Here is a 19,598-nt window from a genome sequence, read left to right as displayed (position 1 = left end):
CGCCACTTTGACCGCCGTAGAACTTCCCAGGCTGTAGAACTCCCCAGAAGGTGTCGAACATGACAGTCGCCATCGACCGCGCCACCGGCAAACGCCACGGTGACCGCGCGCCACGGCCCGGGTTGGGCGGGCGCCTCAAGCGCAGCTACCAGAAGTACTGGTACGCGTACGCGATGATCGCCCCGGTGGTCGTCGTGCTCGGGGTCCTCGTGCTGTACCCCCTGGTGTACGGCCTCTACCTCACCCTCACCGACGCCAACAGCCTGAACACCGCGCGCACGATCGGCGTCAACCACATCGACGCCACCTACAAGTTCATCGGCCTGGACAACTACAAGGACATCCTGTTCGGCCCGCTGTCGTACGACCGCTTCTGGTCGCACTTCATCTGGACGGTCGTCTGGACGGCCCTGTGCGTCGCCCTGCACTACACGATCGGGCTCGGCCTCGCGCTGCTGCTCAACCAGAAGATGCGCGGACGCACGCTCTACCGGCTGCTGCTCATCGTGCCCTGGGCCGTGCCCACCTTCGTCACCGTCTTCGGCTGGCGCATCATGCTCTCCGACGGCGGCGTCCTCAACAGCTTCCTCCACACACTGCACCTGCCGACGCCCGACTGGCTGGAGGACACCTTCTGGCAGCGGTTCGCGGCGATCATGGTCAACATCTGGTGCGGTGTGCCGTTCATGATGATCTCGCTGCTCGGCGGACTGCAGTCCATCGACGCCTCCCTCTACGAGGCCGCCGAGATGGACGGCGCGAGCGCCTGGCAGCGATTCCGGTACGTCACCCTGCCGGGCCTGAGGTCCGTCAGCTCCACCGTCGTACTCCTCGGCATCATCTGGACCTTCAACCAGTTCGCCGTGATCTTCCTGCTGTTCGGCCCGACCGGCGCCCCGGACGCCCAGATCCTCGTCACCTGGGCCTACTTCCTCGGCTTCGGACAGCAGCCGCGTGACTTCGCGCAGTCAGCCGCCTACGGCATCCTGCTGTTGGCCATCCTGATCGTCTTCACCTCGTTCTACCGCCGCTGGCTGAACCGCAATGAGCAGCAGCTCGCGGTCTGAGGCAGGAGTTCCCATGAGTACGACCACTGTCGAAACCTCCGCCGCGGTGACCGAGGACGGCTCGGCGCAGGGCCCTCGCAAGGTCCGGAACCGCGGCGAGCGCAGCCTCGCGGCGTCCCTCGCCTCCCACGGCATCCTGATCGCCGGGAGCGTCATCGCGCTCTTCCCGATCGCCTGGCTCGTCTTCCTCTCCCTCGGCCCGGACAAGGACGACTACCTCCACCCGGGCGGCATCTGGAAGAAGATGACGTTCGACAACTACTCGTTCGTCCTGCAGCACACGAGCTTCTTCGACTGGCTGAAGAGCTCGCTGATCGTCTCCCTCGGCACCACCGTGCTCGGCGTCCTCGTCGCCGCGACCACCGGCTACGCCGTCTCGCGGATGCGCTTCCCGGGCTACCGGAAGTTCATGTGGGTGCTTCTGGTCACGCAGATGTTCCCGGTGGCCGTACTCATGGTGCCGATGTACCAGATCCTGTCGGACCTGGGGCTCATCGACAGCTACCTCGGGCTGATCCTCGTCTACTGCTCGACCGCGGTGCCATACTGCGCCTGGCTGCTCAAGGGCTACTTCGACACCATCCCGTTCGAGATCGACGAGGCGGGACGCGTCGACGGGCTGACCCCCTTCGGCACGTTCGCACGGCTGATCCTGCCGCTCGCCAAGCCGGGCCTCGCGGTCGCCGCCTTCTACAGCTTCATCACGGCCTTCGGCGAGGTCGCCTTCGCCACCACGTTCATGCTGGACGACCAGAAGTACACGCTCGCCGTCGGTCTGCAGACCTTCGTCAGCCAACACGACGCCCAACGCAACCTGATGGCCGCCACCGCGGTGCTGATCGCGATACCCGTCTCCGCGTTCTTCTACCTGGTGCAGAAGAACCTGGTGACCGGGCTCACCGCGGGCGGAACGAAGGGCTGACCGCCCACGGGATCCCAGACCCGAGGCGGCCGCGGTGTCCATCCGACCCCGCTGACACCGCGGCCGCCTCGTCACCACAGTCGCCCGTACGCACACACCTGACCCAATGACTCCGTTACGTATCAAGGACGCCATGAGCCAGCAGCAGTCCACCGACCCGGCCCCGGCCCCGACCTCCGCCGTAGCCACCGTCGCCAAGCGCAGCGACTGGTGGCGCGACGCGGTGATCTACCAGGTCTATCCGCGCAGCTTCGCCGACAGCAACGGTGACGGCATGGGCGATCTGGAAGGCGTACGCTCCCGACTCCCGTATCTGCGCGACCTCGGCGTGGACGCCGTGTGGCTCAGCCCCTTCTACGCCTCGCCGCAGGCCGACGCCGGCTACGACGTCGCCGACTACCGGGCCGTGGACGCCATGTTCGGCAACCTGCTCGACGCCGACGCGCTGATCCGCGACGCCCACGAGCTGAGCATGAGGATCATCGTCGACCTCGTCCCGAACCACTCCTCCGACCAGCACGAGTGGTTCAAGCGGGCACTGCGGGAGGGCCCCGGATCCCCGCTCCGCGAGCGGTACCACTTCCGCCCGGGCAAGGGGAAGAACGGCGAACTCCCGCCCAACGACTGGGAGTCCATCTTCGGCGGCCCGGCGTGGACACGCGTCACCGAGCCGGACGGCACGCCGGGGGAGTGGTACCTGCACCTGTTCGCCCCCGAGCAGCCCGACTTCAACTGGGAGCACCCGGCGGTCGGCGACGAGTTCCGCTCGATCCTGCGCTTCTGGCTCGACATGGGCGTCGACGGCTTCCGTATCGACGTGGCCCACGGCCTGGTCAAGGCGGAGGGGCTGCCCGACCTCGGCTCCCACGAGCAGCTGAAGCTGCTGGGCAACGATGTCATGCCGTTCTTCGACCAGGACGGCGTGCACGAGATCTACCGCCAGTGGCGCACCATCCTCGACGAGTACTCCGGCGAGCGCATCTTCGTCGCGGAGGCCTGGACGCCGACCGTCGAGCGCACGGCGAACTACGTCCGCCCCGACGAACTCCACCAGGCCTTCAACTTCCAGTACCTGTCGACCGATTGGAACGCCGACGAACTCCGCAAGGTCGTCGACCGCACCCTGGAAGCGATGCGCCCGGTGGGCGCCCCCGCCACCTGGGTCCTCTCCAACCACGACGTCACCCGCCACGCCACCCGCTTCGCCAACGCGCCCGGACTCGGCACCCAGATCCGCCTGGCCGGTGACCGCGCACTGGGCCTCAGGCGCGCCAGGGCCGCCACCCTGCTGATGCTGGCGCTGCCCGGATCGGCGTACGTCTACCAGGGCGAGGAACTCGGCCTCCCGGACGTCGTCGACCTCCCGGACGAGGTGCGCCAGGACCCGGCGTACTTCCGCGGCGCCGGCCAGGACGGCTTCCGTGACGGCTGCCGGGTGCCGATCCCCTGGACGCGCACCGGATCCTCGTACGGCTTCGGGGACGGTGGCAGTTGGCTCCCGCAGCCCGAGGGCTGGGGCGAGCTGAGCGTCGAGGCGCAGACCGGCGTCCCCGGCTCGACCCTCGAGCTGTACCGCGCCGCCCTCGCCGTCCGCCGCGAGCAGCCCGACCTGGGCGCGGGCGACACGGTGGAGTGGCTGCGCGCCCCCGAGGGCGTACTCGCCTTCCGGCGCGGGGAGTTCGTGTGCGTCGCGAACACCAGCGGTGAATCGGTGACGACTCCGGCGTACGGCCGCGTCCTGCTCACCAGCGGCGAGGTCACCGAGGCGGACGGCGAGACGAAGGTCCCGGCGGACACCACGGTGTGGTTCACCACCGGCTGACCGATCCCGCCAACCGCACCCGGCCCGCTGCCTTTCCCACGGGGAGGGCCGCCGGGCCGGGAACGGGAGCGACCGGTCTTCCTCCTCCCTGTACGCCCCATCGGATTGACCCCACGATCACCACGGGAATCTCCGTCGGCGGAACCGGGTTACTTGCGATCACAACCATGACGACGGGGCCGTGGTCCACCGCAGGAAGGGACGGAAGCCGATGAGCCTTCGCCAGTTCGAGTACGCGTTGGCCGTGGCCGAGGAGGGCTCGGTGACGGCGGCCGCGGAGCTGCTGCACGTCGCTCAACCCTCGGTGTCCCAGCAGATCCGCGGCCTGGAGCGGGAGCTCGGCGTGGAACTGTTCGCCCGTACGCTGGCCGGGCTGGTGCCCACCGTCGTCGGCCGAGCGTTTCTGCGCGAGGCAGAGGTCGCGGTGAGCGCGGCACGGCGGGCGAGGGCGACGGCGCGGGCCGGCGCCGACGATCTGGTGGGCGAGCTGGTGGTCGCGGTGCAGATGGGCTTCGGCACGCGGCAGCTGCCGGGCGCACTGAGCGCCCTGCGCCGGCGCTACCCGCGCCTCGAGGTCACCGTCTTCGAGGAGCCCAGCTCCGCCGAACTGGAGCGGCTGTGCCGCCGGGGTGTGCTGAACCTCGCCCTGATGGCGGCGTGCGAGCGCAGCCCCTCCGACGCCCACCACCTCGGCGACGAGGAGTTCGTCGTGGTGCTGGGCACCGGGCACCCGCAGCTCGCCGCGGACCGGGTCGAGCTGCGGGAACTGGAGGGGGAGCCGTGGGTGAGGTTCGACCGCGACAGCGCGCTCGACGGCGTGCTGCTGAACGTGCTGCGGGAGAACGAGCTGACCCCGATGACGGCCGCCCGTGTGTCCCAGACGGCGACGGCCGTGCGCTGGGCCGCCCACGGGCTGGGGGTGACCCTTGTCCCGGCCTCCGCGGTGCCCCACGGTGACGAGCACCTCGTGCGTCCGGTGTTCCCGGTCGTGTCCCAGCCCGTCATCGCCGTGCTCCGGCCCGGCGCGGGTCCGGCGGAGACGGCCCTGCTCGAATTCCTGCGCCAGGAGACCTGGTCCGATTCCGTTTCCTTGTCGCCGGTTTCCTGACGGCCTGCAAGTAAGCGAGCGCCGTGGAATTCCTCAGGCGGATTCTTTCCGCCGGAAACAGCGTTCCGGGATGCCCTCGGCGTCAACCCCTGGGGAATTCGCCGCCGTCCACGACGAGATTGCTCCCGGTCAGCCAGCTCGCCCGGTCGGACACGAGGAACAGCACCGCGTGGGCGATGTCGTCGGGCTGACCGTCGCGGCCCAGCGGGGTGGTGTCGTCGGCGTTGGTCGGACCGGGCGCCAGCTCCAGGCGCGCCCACTGCTCACGCGTCGCCTCGCCGCCGGGGGTGGCGGTTCTGCCGGGAGTCACGGTGTTGACCCGGATGCCGTGCGGTGCCAGCTCCAGGGACAGCCCCCGGCTGTAGTTCTCCAGCGCCGCCTTCGCCGCCGTGTAGTGCAGGAACGGCCCTGCGGGAGTGAGGACCGCGGCCGAGGAGACGTGCACGATCACGCCCGAACCCCGGTCCTGCATCCCCGGTACCAGGAGCGAGTCCAGCCGCACCGACGCCAGGTAGTTCAGGTCCAGCGCGTCCTGCCACTCCTCGTCGGGAATGGCCGAGGCCCCCTTGTACGGCTGTGCCCCGCCCGCGTTGTGGACCAGGATGTCCACCCCGCCGAGCACCTCCTGCGCGGCCGCGGCGAGCGCCTTCGCGCCGGTGCGTGTCCGCACGTCGGCCTCCACGAAGGCCGCACCCTCAGGCACCGTGCTCGACGCCGACCTGGCGGTGGTGAGCACTTCGGCGCCCGCCTCCAGGAATTGGCGCACGACGGCCGCTCCGATTCCGCGTGAGCCACCCGTGACCAGGGCTCGCTTTCCCGCGAGTTCCCGCTTTTCCGATCCGTTCCCGAACGTGGTCATTCCACTGGTCCTCTCGATTGCGTAATTGTCCGCTCGACAGAAACTACGTACGGCAGACAGCGAGAGGCAAAGACGAAATGTCACCACACGGTATAGGGAGTTCCTATGGCATCCCGGGCCCCTCCGTCGGCACGGACGGTCGGCCTCCTGGGGCGTCAACCGGCCGCGAGAAGGGGGTGCTTGTGAAGGGCGTGACAGGGCCGATGTGAAACTTCTTGCTCCGGCTTTCAACTCTCTTGCTGTAAACGTTTCGTTAGCGGTACGTTCACGCCGGCGCTCGGCAACGGAGCCGCGCCGCGGCGCACGGGGAGACCCGACTGAGCCGCTCTCGCAAGGAGTTCGCCTGTGACATCGACCAGTTCGGCGCCCCCGAAGCGCCACAGGAAGCGACGCCGGACCGCCCTCGCGGCCACCCTGACCACGCTCTCCGCCGCAGCAGCCGCAGCCCTGTGGGCCCCCGGCAGCATCGCATCCGCCTCCCCAGCCGGCACCAAGGACGTAACCGCCGTCCTCTTCGAGTGGAACTTCGCCTCCGTCGCCAAGGAGTGCACCAACACCCTCGGCCCCGCCGGCTACGGCTACGTCCAGGTCAGCCCGCCCGCCGAGCACATACAGGGCTCGCAGTGGTGGACCTCGTACCAGCCGGTGAGCTACAAGATCGCGGGCCGGCTCGGAGACGCGACCGCCTTCAAGAACATGATCGATACCTGTCATGCAGCAGGTGTGAAGGTCGTCGTCGACACGGTCATCAACCACATGACCGCGGGCAGCGGCACCGGCACCGGCGGCTCTTCGTACACGAAGTACAACTACCCGGGCCTGTACTCCTCGTACGACATGGACGACTGCACGTCCACCATCAGCGACTACACCAACCGCGCCAACGTCCAGAACTGCGAACTCGTCGGCCTCGCCGACCTGGACACCGGCGAGGAGTACGTCCGCGCCACCATCGCCGGCTATATGAACAGCCTCCTCGGCTACGGCGCCGACGGCTTCCGCATCGACGCGGCCAAGCACATACCGGCCGCCGACCTCGCCAACATCAAGTCCCGGCTGAGCAACCCGTCGGTCTACTGGAAGCAGGAGGTCATCTACGGCGCCGGAGAGGCCGTCCAGCCCACCGAGTACACGGGCAACGGCGACGTCCAGGAGTTCCGCTACGCCTACGACCTCAAGCGGGTCTTCAACAACGAGAAACTGGCCTACCTCACCAACTACGGCGAGGGCTGGGGTTACATGAGCAGTGGCGTCGCCGGTGTCTTCGTCGACAACCACGACACCGAGCGCAACGGCTCGACCCTGAACTACAAGGACGGGGCGAACTACACCCTCGCCAACGTGTTCATGCTCGCCTACCCGTACGGCGCCCCGGACATCAACTCCGGCTACGAATGGTCGGACAAGGACGCAGGCCCGCCCAACAACGGCCAGGTCAACGCCTGCTGGCAGGACGGCTGGAAGTGCCAGCACGCCTGGCCCGAGATCATCCGCATGGTCGCCTTCCGCAACGCCACCCGCGGCCAGTCGGTGACCAACTGGTGGGACAACGGCAACAACGCCATCGCCTTCGGCCGGGGCAGCAAGGGCTACGTCGCGATCAACCACGAGTCGAGCAGCCTGACTCGCACGTACCAGACGTCGTTGCCCTCCGGGACGTACTGCAACGTGCAGAACAACACGCTCGTGACGGTGAACTCGAGCGGGCAGTTCACGGCCACCCTCGGGTCCAACACCGCCCTGGCGATCTACGCCGGCAAGTCGAGCTGCTGAGGGACGGAAAACAGCGGATCCACAGTCACCGAAGGGGAACGTGGGATTGACGCTCATCGAGTGTCGTCCTACGTTCCCTGATGTCTGTGGGAGCGCTCCCAGGCGGCGTTCCCGTGAAGGGAGCATCATGCAGCGCAGGCTCAGAAAGTGGGCGTTGACGCCCTTGGCGGCCCTGCTGACGGCCGCCACCACCGCGGCCGCCCTGCCGCAGCCGGACGCCGCCACCACGGCGACCATCAACGGCTCGACCACGTACCAGCCCATCGACGGCTTCGGATTCTCCGAGCACTTCGGACGGGCCGCCATCATGAACGGCTCGCAGGGCTTATCCGCCCAGCACCAGAAGGAGATCCTCGACCTGCTGCTCGACCGCAGCACCGGGGCGGGGTTGAGCATCCTGCGCCTGGGCATCGACTCCGGCATCCAGCCCACCGACCCGGGCGGCCCGAACGCGACCCCCAAGTACACCTGGGACGGCATCGACAAGGGCCAGGTGTGGCTGGCCAAGCAGGCCAAGGCCTACGGCGTGAACCGCTTCTACGCCGACGCCTGGACCGCCCCCGGCTACATGAAGACCAACGGCACGGACGCCGACGGCGGCACCCTGTGCGGCCTCTCCGGTGCCACCTGCCCGAGCGGCGACTGGAAGAAGGCGTACGCGAACTTCCTGGTCCAGTACGCCAGGTTCTACCGCCAGGAGGGCATCCGCATCACCGACCTCGGGTTCACCAACGAGCCCGACTGGACGGCGACGTACGACTCCATGAGGTTGACCCCCGCCCAGGCCGTCGAGTTCATCAGGACCTTCGGGCCGATCGCGCGCGCCGCCGGGTACAAGGTCGCCTGCTGCGACTCCTTCGGCTGGGACGAGGAGAAGGCCTACAGCAGCGCGATCGAGGCGGACGCGAAGGCGCGGGGCCTGGTCACCACCCACACCGGCCACACCTACGCCAGCAAGGTCGACGGCCCCCTTCCGACGAAGAAGCGCACCTGGATGTCAGAGTGGTCCCCCGACGGCACCACCTGGAACGAGAACTGGGACGACGGCAGCGGCTACGACGGCTTCACCGTCGCCTCCGCCATCCACGACGCCCTCACCAAGGGCAACACCAGCGGCTATGTGTACTGGTACGGCGCCTCGCTGGGCGCCACCCGAGGCCTGATCCAGATGGACGGCGACAGCTACCACGTCTCCAAGCGCCTGTGGGCGATGGCCAACTACAGCCGCTTCATCCGCCCGGGAGCCACCCGCATCGGCGCCACGACCTCCGACACCGACCTCAAGCTGTCGGCGTTCCGCAACACCGACGGGACGGTGACCGTCGTCGCGTTGAACACCTCCACCAGCGCCACTCCGGTGACCTTCGACCTGAGGAACACGAAAATCGCGAAAGGCACGGCGACCCCGTACCTGACCGACGCCACGCACAGCACGGCACAGCAGCAGACCGTGGCTGTCAGCAAGAGTTCGCTGACCACCACGGTTCCGGCCCGGTCTCTGGTCACCTACACCATCAGGCGATAGGGCCCGCTCACTTCCAGGTGTCAGGGGGTGATGTATCCGGACGAACTGCCCGTCGTGTACGAGCGGTTCGTCCGGGGAGGCCGGTGTCCGGTCATGTGCGGCTCCGAAGAGTTGGGGTGTCGGGAAGGCGCGCCAAAGTTGCTTGTGAAAGTTCTTGCTGTGAGTTTCAAGCCTATTGCTGTAAACCTTGCGTCAGCGATACGGTCGCGCGGGGTCGGACCCAACAGAGCCGTCATCGCAAGGAGTTTCGCCTGTGATACCGAGAGCGAGACGGGTTGCGGCCGTCACCGTCGTGGCCGTTGCCGCCGCCCTGATCCAGCCATTGGCCGCGCAGGCGGCCCCCCCGCCCCCGCCGCCCTCCGACGCGAAGCTCGCCGCCGTGCCCGCCCGGCACGACGACACCCGCGAGCAGTTCTACTTCGTCATGCCGGACCGTTTCGCCAACGGGGATACCAGCAATGACAAGGGCGGGCTCACGGGCTCACGCCTCAGCACCGGCTACGACCCCACCGACAAGGGCTTCTACCAGGGCGGCGACCTCAAGGGCCTGACCAAGAGGCTCGACTACATCAAGGGCCTGGGCACCACCGCCATCTGGATGGCCCCGATCTTCAAGAACCGTCCCGTCCAGGGGACGGGCAGCAACGCCTCGGCCGGCTACCACGGCTACTGGATCACGGACTTCACACAGGTCGACCCGCACTTCGGCACCAACAAGGACCTGGAAACCCTTATCTCGAAGGCCCACGCCAAGGGTATGAAGGTCTTCTTCGACGTCATCACCAACCACACCGCGGACGTCGTCGACTACAAGGAGAAGTCCTACGACTACCTCTCCAAGGGCGCCTTCCCGTACCTGACCAAGGACGGCCGCCCCTTCGACGACGCCGACTACGCGGACGGCAGCAAGCAGTTCCCCGCCGTCGACGCCGGCTCCTTCCCGCGCACGCCCACCGTCGCCGCCGCGGACAGGAACGCCAAGGTCCCGGCCTGGCTCAACGACCCGACGATGTACCACAACCGCGGTGACTCCACCTTCGCCGGTGAGAGCACCACGTACGGGGACTTCGGCGGCCTCGACGACCTGTGGACCGAGCGTCCCGAGGTCGTACAGGGCATGGAGAAGATCTACGAGCGCTGGGTGCGCGACTTCGACATCGACGGCTTCCGGATCGACACGGTCAAGCACGTCGACATGGACTTCTGGACCCAGTGGGCGACCGCCCTCGACGCCTACGCGGCCAGGCAGGGGCGCAAGAACTTCTTCATGTTCGGCGAGGTCTACTCCGCCGACACCTCGATCACCTCGCCGTACGTCACCCAGGGGCGTCTCGACGCCACCCTCGACTTCCCCTTCCAGGACGCGGCGCGCAGTTACGCCTCCCAGGGCGGCAGCGCGCAGAAGCTCGCCTCGCTCTTCGGTGACGACTACAAGTACACGACCGACAAGGCCAACGCGTACGAGCAGGTCACCTTCCTCGGCAACCACGACATGGGCCGCATCGGGTACTTCCTGAAGCAGGACAACCCGAAGGTCACCGATGCCGAGATCCTCAAGAAGGACGAGCTCGCCAACGAGGTGATGTTCCTCAGCCGCGGCAACCCCGTCGTCTACTACGGCGACGAGCAGGGCTTCACCGGCTCCGGCGGCGACAAGGACGCCCGCCAGACGATGTTCGCCTCGAAGGTCGCCGACTACCTCGACGACGACGAGATCGGCACCGACCGCACCCACGCGAGCGACTCGTACGACACGAGCGCACCGCTGTACCGGCAGATCTCCGCGCTGAGCAAGCTGCGCAAGGACAACCCCGCCCTCACGGACGGCGTCCAGACGCAGCGGTACGCGGCCGACGGCTCCGGTGTCTATGCGTTCTCGCGTACGGACGCCAGGACCGGCCAGGAGTACGTCGTCGCCCTCAACAACGCCGACGAGGCGAAGACAGCGGCCTTCGCGACCGGCTCGGCGGCCATGAAGTTCCGCGGGATCTACGGGACTTCGGACGCGGTCACCTCCGACGCCGACAAGAAGATCACGGTCACCGTCCCGGCCGGCTCGGCGATCGTCCTCAAGGCGGCGGGCAGGCTCGCCCAGCCCACCACCGCACCCACCCTCACCCTGAAGGCCCCTGACGCCGGCGCCACCGGCACCGTGGAACTCTCCGCGGACGTCGCCGGCGGACAGCTCGACCGCGTCGTCTTCGCCGCCCAGGTCGGCGGCGGAAAGTGGCAGGTCCTGGGCTCCGCCGACCACGCCCCGTACAAGGTCACGCAGACCATCGGCAAGGACGTCCCGGCCGGAACCGCCCTGCGGTACAAGGCGGTCGTCGTCGACACCGCCGGGCACACGGCGAGCGCCACCGCCGCCTCCACCACCGGAACCCCGCCCGCCGCGGAGACCCCCACCGCCTCCTCCCGCGACTACGCGATCGTCCACTACAAGCGCACCGACGGCGACTACGACAAGTGGGGTCTGTACGCCTGGGGCGACCTGGCCGACGGCGAGTCGACCACCTGGCCGGCCGGGCACCCCTTCGTCGGCCGTGACGCGTACGGCGCCTTCGCCTACGTCAAGCTGAAGCCGGGCGCCTCCAGCGTCGGGTTCCTGGTCGTCGACAAGGACGGCAACAAGGACGTCTCCACCGACCGCACCATCGACGTCACCAAGACCGGCGAGGTCTGGACCGAGCAGGGCAAGGAGGCCGTACAGACGACTCGGCCGGACTACCCGGCGCAGGACAAGTCCAAGGCGGTCATCCACTACCACCGCGCCGACGGGAACTACGACGGCTGGGGACTGCACGTGTGGACCGGCGCCGCGAACCCCACGGACTGGTCGAGCCCGCTGAAGCCGGTGCGGACCGACGCCTATGGTGCGGTCTTCGAGGTGCCGCTCAGCGACGGTGCCACCAGCCTCAGCTACATCATCCACAAGGGCGACGAGAAGGACCTCCCGGCCGACCAGTCGCTGGACCTCAAGTCGAACGGCTACGAGGTGTGGCTGTTGAACGGACAGGAGAAGTACCTGCTGCCACAGCCCGCGGGCTCCGCCGCCGCGCTCGACCTGAGCACCTCCAAGGCCATCTGGATCGACCGCAACACAGTCGCCTGGAACGGCTCCGACGCCGCCGTCTCCACCCAGCTGCTGTACTCCCACGACGGCTCGATCGCCGTGAAGGACGGTGCGCTGACCAGCGACGACGAGCGCTGGCTGCGCCTTGCGAAGACCACCCTCACCGAGGCCCAGAAGGCCAGGTTCCCGCATCTGAAGGACTACACGGCCTGGTCCGTCGACCCGCGTGACCGCGACCGCGTGCGCGAGGCCCTCGACGGACAGATCGTCGCCTCCCAGCGGGCCGCCAACGGCGCCGTGCTCGCGGCGACCGGCGTCCAGATCGCCGGCGTACTCGACGACGTGTATGCGAGCGCGACCAAGGCCGAGCTGGGGCCGACGTTCCACAAGGGCCGTCCCACGCTCGCCGTGTGGGCGCCGACCGCGCAGAGCGTGGTACTGGAGCTCGACGGCTCGCTCAAGAAGATGAAGCGCGACGACTCCACCGGTGTCTGGTCCGTCACCGGCCCGGCGTCCTGGAAGAACAAGCCCTACCGGTACGCCGTGAAGGTGTGGGCGCCCAGCGTCCGCAAGGTCGTCACCAACACGGTCACCGACCCGTACTCGGTCGCCCTCACCGCGAACTCCGAGCGTAGCCTGGTCGTCGACCTGAACGACAAGTCGCTCGCCCCGAGCGGCTGGTCGGGCCTCGCCAAGCCCAGGGCCGTACCGCTGAAGGACGCCCAGATCCAGGAGCTGCACATCCGGGACTTCTCCGTCGCGGACAGGACCGTACCGGCGAAGGACCGGGGCACCTACCTCGCCTTCACCGACCGGAACAGTGACGGCTCCAAGCACCTGCGGCAACTCGCGAAGTCGGGCACGTCGTACGTCCATCTGCTGCCCGCCTTCGACTTCGCGACCGTCCCCGAGAAGAAGGCGGACCAGGCGGCGCCGGACTGCGACCTCGCCTCCTACGCCGCCGACTCCGACAAGCAGCAGGCGTGCGTCGCGAAGACCGCCGCGAAGGACGCCTACAACTGGGGCTACGACCCGTTCCACTACACGGTCCCCGAGGGCTCGTACGCGACCGACCCGGACGGGACCGGCCGTACCGTCGAGTTCCGCAAGATGGTGAAGGGACTGAACCAGGACGGGCTGCGGGTCGTCATGGACGTCGTCTACAACCACACGGCGGCCGCCGGCCAGGCCGACACCAGCGTCCTCGACAAGGTGGTGCCCGGCTACTACCAGCGGCTCCTCGCGGACGGCTCGGTCGCCAACAGCACCTGCTGTGCGAACACGGCCACCGAGAACTCCATGATGGGCAAGCTGGTCGTCGACTCGGTCGTCACCTGGGCCAAGGAGTACAAGGTCGACGGCTTCCGCTTCGACCTCATGGGACACCAGCCGAAGGCCAACATCCTCGCCGTGCGAAGGGCGCTCGACGCGCTGACCCTCGCGAAGGACGGCGTCGACGGCAAGAAGATCATCATGTACGGCGAGGGCTGGAACTTCGGCGAGGTCGCCGACGACGCCCGCTTCGTGCAGGCCACGCAGAAGAACATGGCGGGGACGGGCATCGCGACCTTCTCGGACCGCGCCCGTGACGCCGTGCGCGGCGGCAGCCCCTTCGACTCCGACCCCGGCGTCCAGGGCTTCGCCTCCGGTCTGTACACCGACCCCAACTCGTCCACCGCGAACGGTACTTCGGCCGAGCAGAAGGCCCGGCTGCTGCACTACCAGGACCTGATCAAGGTGGGTCTGTCCGGAAACCTGGCCAAGTACCGCTTCACCGACACCGGCGGCAAGGAGGTCACCGGCGCCGAGGTCGACTACAACGGCCAACCGGCCGGTTACGCCGACGCACCCGGTGACGCCGTCGCCTACGCCGACGCGCACGACAACGAGTCCCTCTTCGACGCCCTCACCTACAAGCTGCCCGCCTCGACGAGCGCCGCCGACCGGGCCAGGATGCAGGTCCTCGCGATGGCGACGGCCACCCTCTCGCAGGGGCCGTCCCTCTCACAGGCGGGCTCCGACCTGCTGCGTTCCAAGTCCCTGGACCGCAACTCGTTCGACAGCGGCGACTGGTTCAACGCCATCCACTGGGACTGCACGGACGGCAACGGCTTCGGGCGGGGGCTGCCGATGGCGGCCGACAACCAGTCCAAGTGGCCGTATGCGAAGCCGCTGCTCAGCTCGGTACGGGTCGGCTGCCCGCAGATCGAGGGGGCCTCGGCCGCGTACCAGGACCTCTTGAAGATCCGTTCGACGGACGGCGTCTTCTCGCTCGGCACGGCCGCGCAGGTGCAGTCGAAGCTGTCCTTCCCGCTGTCCGGGAAGGACGAGACGCCCGGCGTGATCACCATGAAGCTGGGCGACTTGGTCGTCGTCTTCAACGCGACACCGAGCAGGCAGGAGCAGCGCGTCGGTTCCCTGGCCGGAACCGGCTACCGACTGCACCCGGTACAGGCGGCGGGCGCCGACCCTATCGTCAAGAGCTCTTCCTATGAGCGGGATTCGGGCACGTTCGCCGTTCCGGGGCGCAGTGTCGCGATATTCTCCCGGATCTCCTGAAAGGGGCATTACTTTGGTGGGGCAGGCTGAATCCCGGTCTGCCCCACCGGCGTTGTCCCCAGGGCTGGAAGATGGACCTCAACGGCAAGCTCACAGACACGACCGTGCTGGTCGTGGACGACGTCGCGGCCAGCCGGTACGCGATGGGGACGGTGCTGCGCCGGGCCGGACACCAGGTCGTACCGGTCGCCACCGGCCAGCAGGCGCTCGTCGAACTCGATGTACGGCTGCGCAAGGGCACCCTGCCCGACGTGGCCCTCGTCGACATCGACCTGCCGGACATGAGCGGCTTCGAGCTGTGCCGGCGGCTCAAGGAGCGGCCGCACATGGCGGGCCTGCCCGTCGTGCACTTCTCGGCCGCCGCCGCGGCCCCGGGCAACCGCTGCCAGGGGCTGGACGCGGGCGCCGAGATCTATCTGACGGTGCCCGCCGAGCCCGAGGAGATCGAGGCGGTGGTCCGCTCCGCGGTGCGCACCGCCCGGCTGCGGGCCGACGACCAGGCGCTGGTACGACGGCTGACGATGCTGTCCCAGGCGATCGTCACCATCCAGGCCGCGCGCTCCCTGCAGGAACTCGCCGACGCCGCCGCCGACGGCACCGCGCGGCTCATCGGCGGCCCCGCCGCCGTCTTCGTCCTCGGCCCGGACGACGAGCTGTACTGCGGCCTCTCCCGGGACCGCACCTCCCTCGCCCTGCCGGACGCGGGTGCCCACCGGACCGTGGCCGGACTGCTGCGGCGGCTGACCCGCGGACAGGCCGGGGTGCAGATCACCACCGTGCCCGCGCCGCTGTGGCCCGCCGGGTTCTTCCGGCCCGGCATGCAGCACGACGCCCGGCTGGCGCTGGTCCTCACCCAGGACGGGCAGGCCCCCGTGTGCCTGGCCACGCCCACCCGCGGGGTGCGCCGGGTGAACCCGGAGGAGGAGGCGCTGGTGGCCCAACTGGCGCAGGCCGCCGCGCTCGCCGCCGAGCCGCTGCTCATGTACCAGGTCGAGCGGCATGTGGCCCTGACCCTCCAGCACAGCTTCCTGCCCCAGCCGCACCGGCTGCCCGAGCTGCCCGGCATCGATGTCGAGGTCCGCTACGTACCCGCGTCCCGGGAGACCGAGATCGGCGGCGACTTCTACGCGGCCCTGCGCACCGACGAGGGTGTGCTCACCGCGGTCGGCGACGTCGTCGGCCACTCGCTGGAGGCGGCCACCGTCATGGTCGAGATCCGGCATGCGCTGCGCGCCTACTGCGTCGAGGAGAGCGACCCGGCCGTGCTCGCCGAGCGGCTCGACCGGATGCTGCAGCACTACCACCCCGAGGTCACCGCCACCGTCTGCCTGGCGCTGATCGACCCCGGGACGGGCCGCACCCGGATCGCCAACGCGGGCCACATCCCGCCGCTGATCCTGAGTACCGACGGCGACGCCGAGTACGCCAAGGCCGACGGTCCGCTGCTCGGCCTGGGGCTGCCGCACCCGCCGCCCACCGAGCTGTTCCTGGAGCCCGGCGACCGGCTCCTCATGGTCACCGACGGCCTGATCGAGACCCGGGGCACGGACCTGAGCCTCTCGATGGAGCAGCTCCGCTCGGCGGCCGTCGGCGCGCTGCCCGGTCTGCACGCGCTGTGCGACACCCTCCTGGCCTGCTTCGGGCACGACCGCGAGGACGACATCGCGATGCTCGCGCTCCAGCTGAGGAATTAGGCTGCCCGTGTCGCTGCCGTTCCGGATCAGGAGTGCCCCATGCCGCAGATCACCGTCGACCATTCGAAGTCGATCGACTTCGACCGGGAGGGCTTCGCCCACAACCTGCACACCGCGCTCGTCGAGATCGCGGCCGCCAAGCCGGAGGCCTGCAAGACGCAGTTCCGCGCGTCCGAGGTGACCGCGTTCGGCTACGAGGACCCCTCGGACCAGGGGCACGCCGTGGTGCACGTCATGATCGGACTGCTGGCGGGCCGCACCGAGGAGACGAAGGCGAAGCTCACCGAGACCGTCCTCGAGCTGCTGAAGAAGCACGTCGAGGACGACGGCCACGCGGTCCTGCACGCCTCCGCCGAGGTCCGGGACCTCGACCCGTCGTACCGGAAGTTCGAGCGTTAGACAGTCCTACGACGCCAGCGAGAGCAACCGGGCGACCAGGTCCGCGAACGGGCCGTCCGGCGGCTCGTCCTTGACCATGCGGCGCAGCAGTGCGCCCATCTCCTCGTCGTAGGCGGCGCTCACCGCGGCCAGCGCCGCGAAGTCGTGGACGAGTTGGGCTTCCAGTTCGGCGCGGGGGATGCGGCGGCCGTCCAGCCAGATCAGGGCGGTCGACTCGGCCAGGGAGATCCAGGAACGTACGACCAGTTCCAGTCGGGCGGACGGTTTCTGGACGTCCAGGTGCGACAGGATCTGTTCGTACGCGGCCTGGCGTACGGAGTCGATGAGGGCATTGGTGGCCGAGGAGCCCACCGCCGGGCCGCCGCGCATCAGTGCCGAGAAACCGGGGCCGTGGTCGTCCACGAAGTCGAAGAAGCGGCGCATCGCCCGCAGCAGCCGCGCGCCCAGCGGGCCCTCCTGCGGCTCCTTGAACCGGCCCGCCAGATCCTCCGCCGCACGCCTCAACGCGGCCTCGTACAGGCTGAGTTTGCCGGGGAAGTAGTGGTACACCAGCGGGCGCGAGATGCCCGCGGCGGCGGCTATCTCGTCGATGGAGACGTCGTCGGGAGAGCGTTGGCTGAACAGTTCGAGGGCCACGCCGATCAACTGCTGCCGCCGCTCCTCGACTCCCATTCTGCGGCGTACCCCGGTAGTCATGCGAACACCTTACCGATCGGATCCGGCCCGGAACGGTCCGGTCCGGCCATCGATGTTCACATATCCAGCACGAGACGCTCACTTCGTGCCCGCGAAACACAGATCAGCATCGAGTCCGCGCGCTCGGCGTCCGTCAGCAGTTCGTCCCGGTGCTCCACCTCGCCCTCCAGGACCCGTTGTTGGCAGGTTCCGCAGAAGCCCTGTTCACAGGAGTAGGCGGTGTTCGGCAGCGCGGCGCGCACGGCGGCGAGCACGGTCGAGTCGGCCGGCACGGTCAACGTCCGTCCGCTGCGCCGGAGTTCGACCTCGAAGGCGCCGTTGCCGTCGGCCGCCGTACGGGGTGTGAACCGCTCCAGGCGGACCCGCGGGAACCGCTCCTCCATCGCGGCGATGAGCCCCTCCGGGCCGCAGCAGTACACGGCGGCGTCCTCGGCCGTGTCCGCCAACAGGCCGTCGAGATCGGGCAGTCCGTCCTCGTCCTCGGCGACGACGGTCACCCGGTCACCGCCCAGCTTCCCGAGCTCCTCCAGGAACGGCATCGACGCCCGCGTCCGCCCGCCGTACACCAGCCGCCACTGCGCGCCGTCCCCGAGCGCCCGCAGCATCGGCAGCACGGGCGTGATCCCGATGCCGCCGACGACGAAGACGTACGAAGGGGCCTCGACGAGCGGGAAGCGGTTCCGCGGCCCGCGCACCTCCAGCTCCATCCCCTTCGTGATCTGCTCGTGCACCTCGCGCGAGCCGCCCCGCCCGTCCTCGATCAGCCGGGTGGCGACGGTGTACGCGGAGGTGTCCTCCGGGTCGCCGCACAGCGAGTACTGCCGCACAAGACCCGAAGGCAGTACGAGGTCGAGATGCGCGCCGGGCTCCCAGCGCGGCAAGTCCCTTCCTTTCAGGCGCAGTTGTACGACGCCGTCGGCGACCGTCTCGCGCGAGGCGACCAGCAGCCTGACCGCCCGCGACCGCGGCCGCCCGGAGGTCGGGTTCTCCAGTGCGGGCATCGGCCACAGCGGCGAGGTCCGGATGCGGCGCCGCATCGCCCGTCTGACCAGCATGGCCGTGCCCGCGACGACCGCCACCGTGCGCAGCTTCGGCATCACAGGGCTCCCTTCTCTGCCGCGAGGGCCGCGACCGCCGCGGGGGAGGAGGCGAGATAGGCGACGGCCTGCTCGGTGGAGCCCTCCTGGGAGGGGTGGTAGGCCCGGCTGAGGTACCGCGGAATGGACCTGAGCATGTCGCCGGTCGCGGGCAGCGTGCCGCGCCTGCCGCGTACGTAGAACTCCTTGAAGCTCGCGTGGCCGTCGATCAGCGTCGGGTCGTTCTCCATGAAGAAGCGCGCCCCGCGCTGCCACAGGAAGACCAGTGCCGTGAACGCGGTGGCCCAGGTGCGCACGCGGCGCCGGTAGCCGCCGTCGACGTGCAGGAACAGGTCGAAGGCGACGGACCGGTGCTCGACCTCCTCCGCGCCGTGCCAGCGCAGCAGATCCAGCATGGTCGGGTCGGCACCGCGCCGGTCCAGTTCCTCGGCGTTGAGGACCCAGTTGCCGAGGAACGCGGTGTAGTGCTCGATCGCCGCGATGATCGCCACCCGCTCCATCAGCCACCACCTGCGCGCCCTGCCCGGCGGCAGCGTCCGGTCGCCGAGCAGCTTCTCGAAGAACCAGTCGACCTGCGCGGTGTAGGGCGTCGGATCGAGCCCGAGCTCCTTCAGATGCGGCAGGACCTCGTCGTGGGCCTGTGAGTGCATCGCCTCCTGCCCGATGAACCCGATGACGTCCTGGCGCAGCCGCTCGTCACGGATGTACGGCAGCACCTGCTTGTAGACGTGCACGAACCACCGCTCACCGGCGGGCAGCAGCAGATGCAGCACATTGATGGTGTGCGTGGTGAAGGGATCCCCAGGCACCCAGTGCAGCGGGGTCTCCTCCCACGAGAAGGACACCTTCCGCGGCTTGAGGGCGACCCGCTCCGAGGCCTGACTGTTAGACATGGCGTCAATGTACTGACGGGTAAGTCCGAGGGGAACCCTTCGGCGGGGACTTGTTGACGCCATTGTCAGCAAGGGGCGGGGGAGCGCGCGAAGGGGCGCGGGACTGTATGG

Annotated in this window: 13 protein-coding genes; 9 read left to right on the top strand and 4 right to left on the bottom strand. The window is 68.9% G+C overall.

The window, feature by feature from the left end:
* Positions 1 to 59: 59 nt before the first annotated feature.
* The 4 genes from ACFY1E_RS00695 (at position 60) to ACFY1E_RS00680 (ending at position 4,919) form a co-directional block, all read left to right on the top strand.
* Positions 60 to 1,067 (top strand): carbohydrate ABC transporter permease, encoded by a 1,008-nt coding sequence (locus ACFY1E_RS00695; protein ID WP_389069742.1) that lies wholly within the window; start codon positions 60 to 62, stop codon positions 1,065 to 1,067.
* A 13-nt stretch (positions 1,068 to 1,080) separates the two neighbouring features.
* On the top strand, positions 1,081 to 1,989 hold the full coding sequence (locus ACFY1E_RS00690; RefSeq protein WP_389069740.1) for a sugar ABC transporter permease: 909 nt from the start codon (positions 1,081 to 1,083) through the stop codon (positions 1,987 to 1,989).
* Between the two features lie 133 nt (positions 1,990 to 2,122).
* Entirely contained in the window at positions 2,123 to 3,811 is a 1,689-nt protein-coding gene (locus ACFY1E_RS00685; protein ID WP_389069737.1) for a glycoside hydrolase family 13 protein, read from the top strand.
* A gap of 211 nt (positions 3,812 to 4,022) precedes the next feature.
* Positions 4,023 to 4,919 carry a LysR family transcriptional regulator gene (locus ACFY1E_RS00680; protein ID WP_389069735.1) on the top strand — a complete coding sequence of 299 codons (897 nt, stop codon included), beginning with the start codon at positions 4,023 to 4,025 and terminating at the stop codon, positions 4,917 to 4,919.
* Positions 4,920 to 5,001: 82 nt separating this feature from the next.
* Here ACFY1E_RS00680 and ACFY1E_RS00675 read toward each other — a convergent pair whose 3' ends face one another.
* The gene (locus tag ACFY1E_RS00675) at positions 5,002 to 5,778 is read right to left on the bottom strand and encodes an SDR family oxidoreductase (protein ID WP_389069733.1); all 777 of its coding nucleotides are present in this window, start codon (positions 5,776 to 5,778) and stop codon (positions 5,002 to 5,004) included.
* Between the two features lie 414 nt (positions 5,779 to 6,192).
* Here ACFY1E_RS00675 and ACFY1E_RS00670 point away from each other — a divergent pair, with 414 nt between their 5' ends.
* The 5 genes from ACFY1E_RS00670 to ACFY1E_RS00650 all read left to right on the top strand — a co-directional run bounded on the left by ACFY1E_RS00670 (position 6,193) and on the right by ACFY1E_RS00650 (position 16,801).
* A complete protein-coding gene (locus ACFY1E_RS00670; protein WP_389071552.1) occupies positions 6,193 to 7,551 on the top strand; it encodes an alpha-amylase family protein in 1,359 nt (452 codons plus the stop codon).
* 127 nt (positions 7,552 to 7,678) lie between these two features.
* Entirely contained in the window at positions 7,679 to 9,076 is a 1,398-nt protein-coding gene (locus ACFY1E_RS00665) for a glycoside hydrolase family 30 beta sandwich domain-containing protein (protein ID WP_389069730.1), read from the top strand.
* A gap of 253 nt (positions 9,077 to 9,329) precedes the next feature.
* Positions 9,330 to 14,708, top strand: coding sequence for a pullulanase-type alpha-1,6-glucosidase (gene pulA / locus ACFY1E_RS00660; RefSeq protein ID WP_389069728.1), 5,379 nt, complete (start codon positions 9,330 to 9,332; stop codon positions 14,706 to 14,708).
* Between the two features lie 71 nt (positions 14,709 to 14,779).
* Complete coding sequence (locus ACFY1E_RS00655) at positions 14,780 to 16,402, top strand: SpoIIE family protein phosphatase (protein WP_389069725.1); 1,623 nt, start codon at positions 14,780 to 14,782, stop codon at positions 16,400 to 16,402.
* Between the two features lie 39 nt (positions 16,403 to 16,441).
* A complete protein-coding gene (locus tag ACFY1E_RS00650; protein ID WP_389069722.1) occupies positions 16,442 to 16,801 on the top strand; it encodes a 5-carboxymethyl-2-hydroxymuconate Delta-isomerase in 360 nt (119 codons plus the stop codon).
* Positions 16,802 to 16,807: 6 nt separating this feature from the next.
* Here the strand turns inward: ACFY1E_RS00650 and ACFY1E_RS00645 are convergent, their stop codons facing one another.
* The 3 genes from ACFY1E_RS00645 to ACFY1E_RS00635 are packed head-to-tail and all read right to left on the bottom strand — an operon-like array spanning position 16,808 to position 19,487.
* Positions 16,808 to 17,497, bottom strand: coding sequence for a TetR/AcrR family transcriptional regulator (locus ACFY1E_RS00645; protein WP_389069721.1), 690 nt, complete (start codon positions 17,495 to 17,497; stop codon positions 16,808 to 16,810).
* Between the two features lie 56 nt (positions 17,498 to 17,553).
* Positions 17,554 to 18,594: a PDR/VanB family oxidoreductase gene (locus ACFY1E_RS00640; RefSeq protein WP_389069718.1), complete on the bottom strand. Its 1,041-nt coding sequence runs from the start codon at positions 18,592 to 18,594 to the stop codon at positions 17,554 to 17,556.
* Positions 18,594 to 19,487: a metal-dependent hydrolase gene (locus tag ACFY1E_RS00635; protein WP_389069716.1), complete on the bottom strand. Its 894-nt coding sequence runs from the start codon at positions 19,485 to 19,487 to the stop codon at positions 18,594 to 18,596. The genes ACFY1E_RS00640 and ACFY1E_RS00635 overlap by 1 nt, the downstream gene beginning before the upstream one ends.
* Positions 19,488 to 19,598 lie beyond the last annotated feature (111 nt).

This window comes from Streptomyces sp. NPDC001604 (assembly GCF_042893475.1).
Taxonomy (GTDB): domain Bacteria; phylum Actinomycetota; class Actinomycetes; order Streptomycetales; family Streptomycetaceae; genus Streptomyces.
This window is presented reverse-complemented; position numbering and strand designations above follow the sequence as displayed.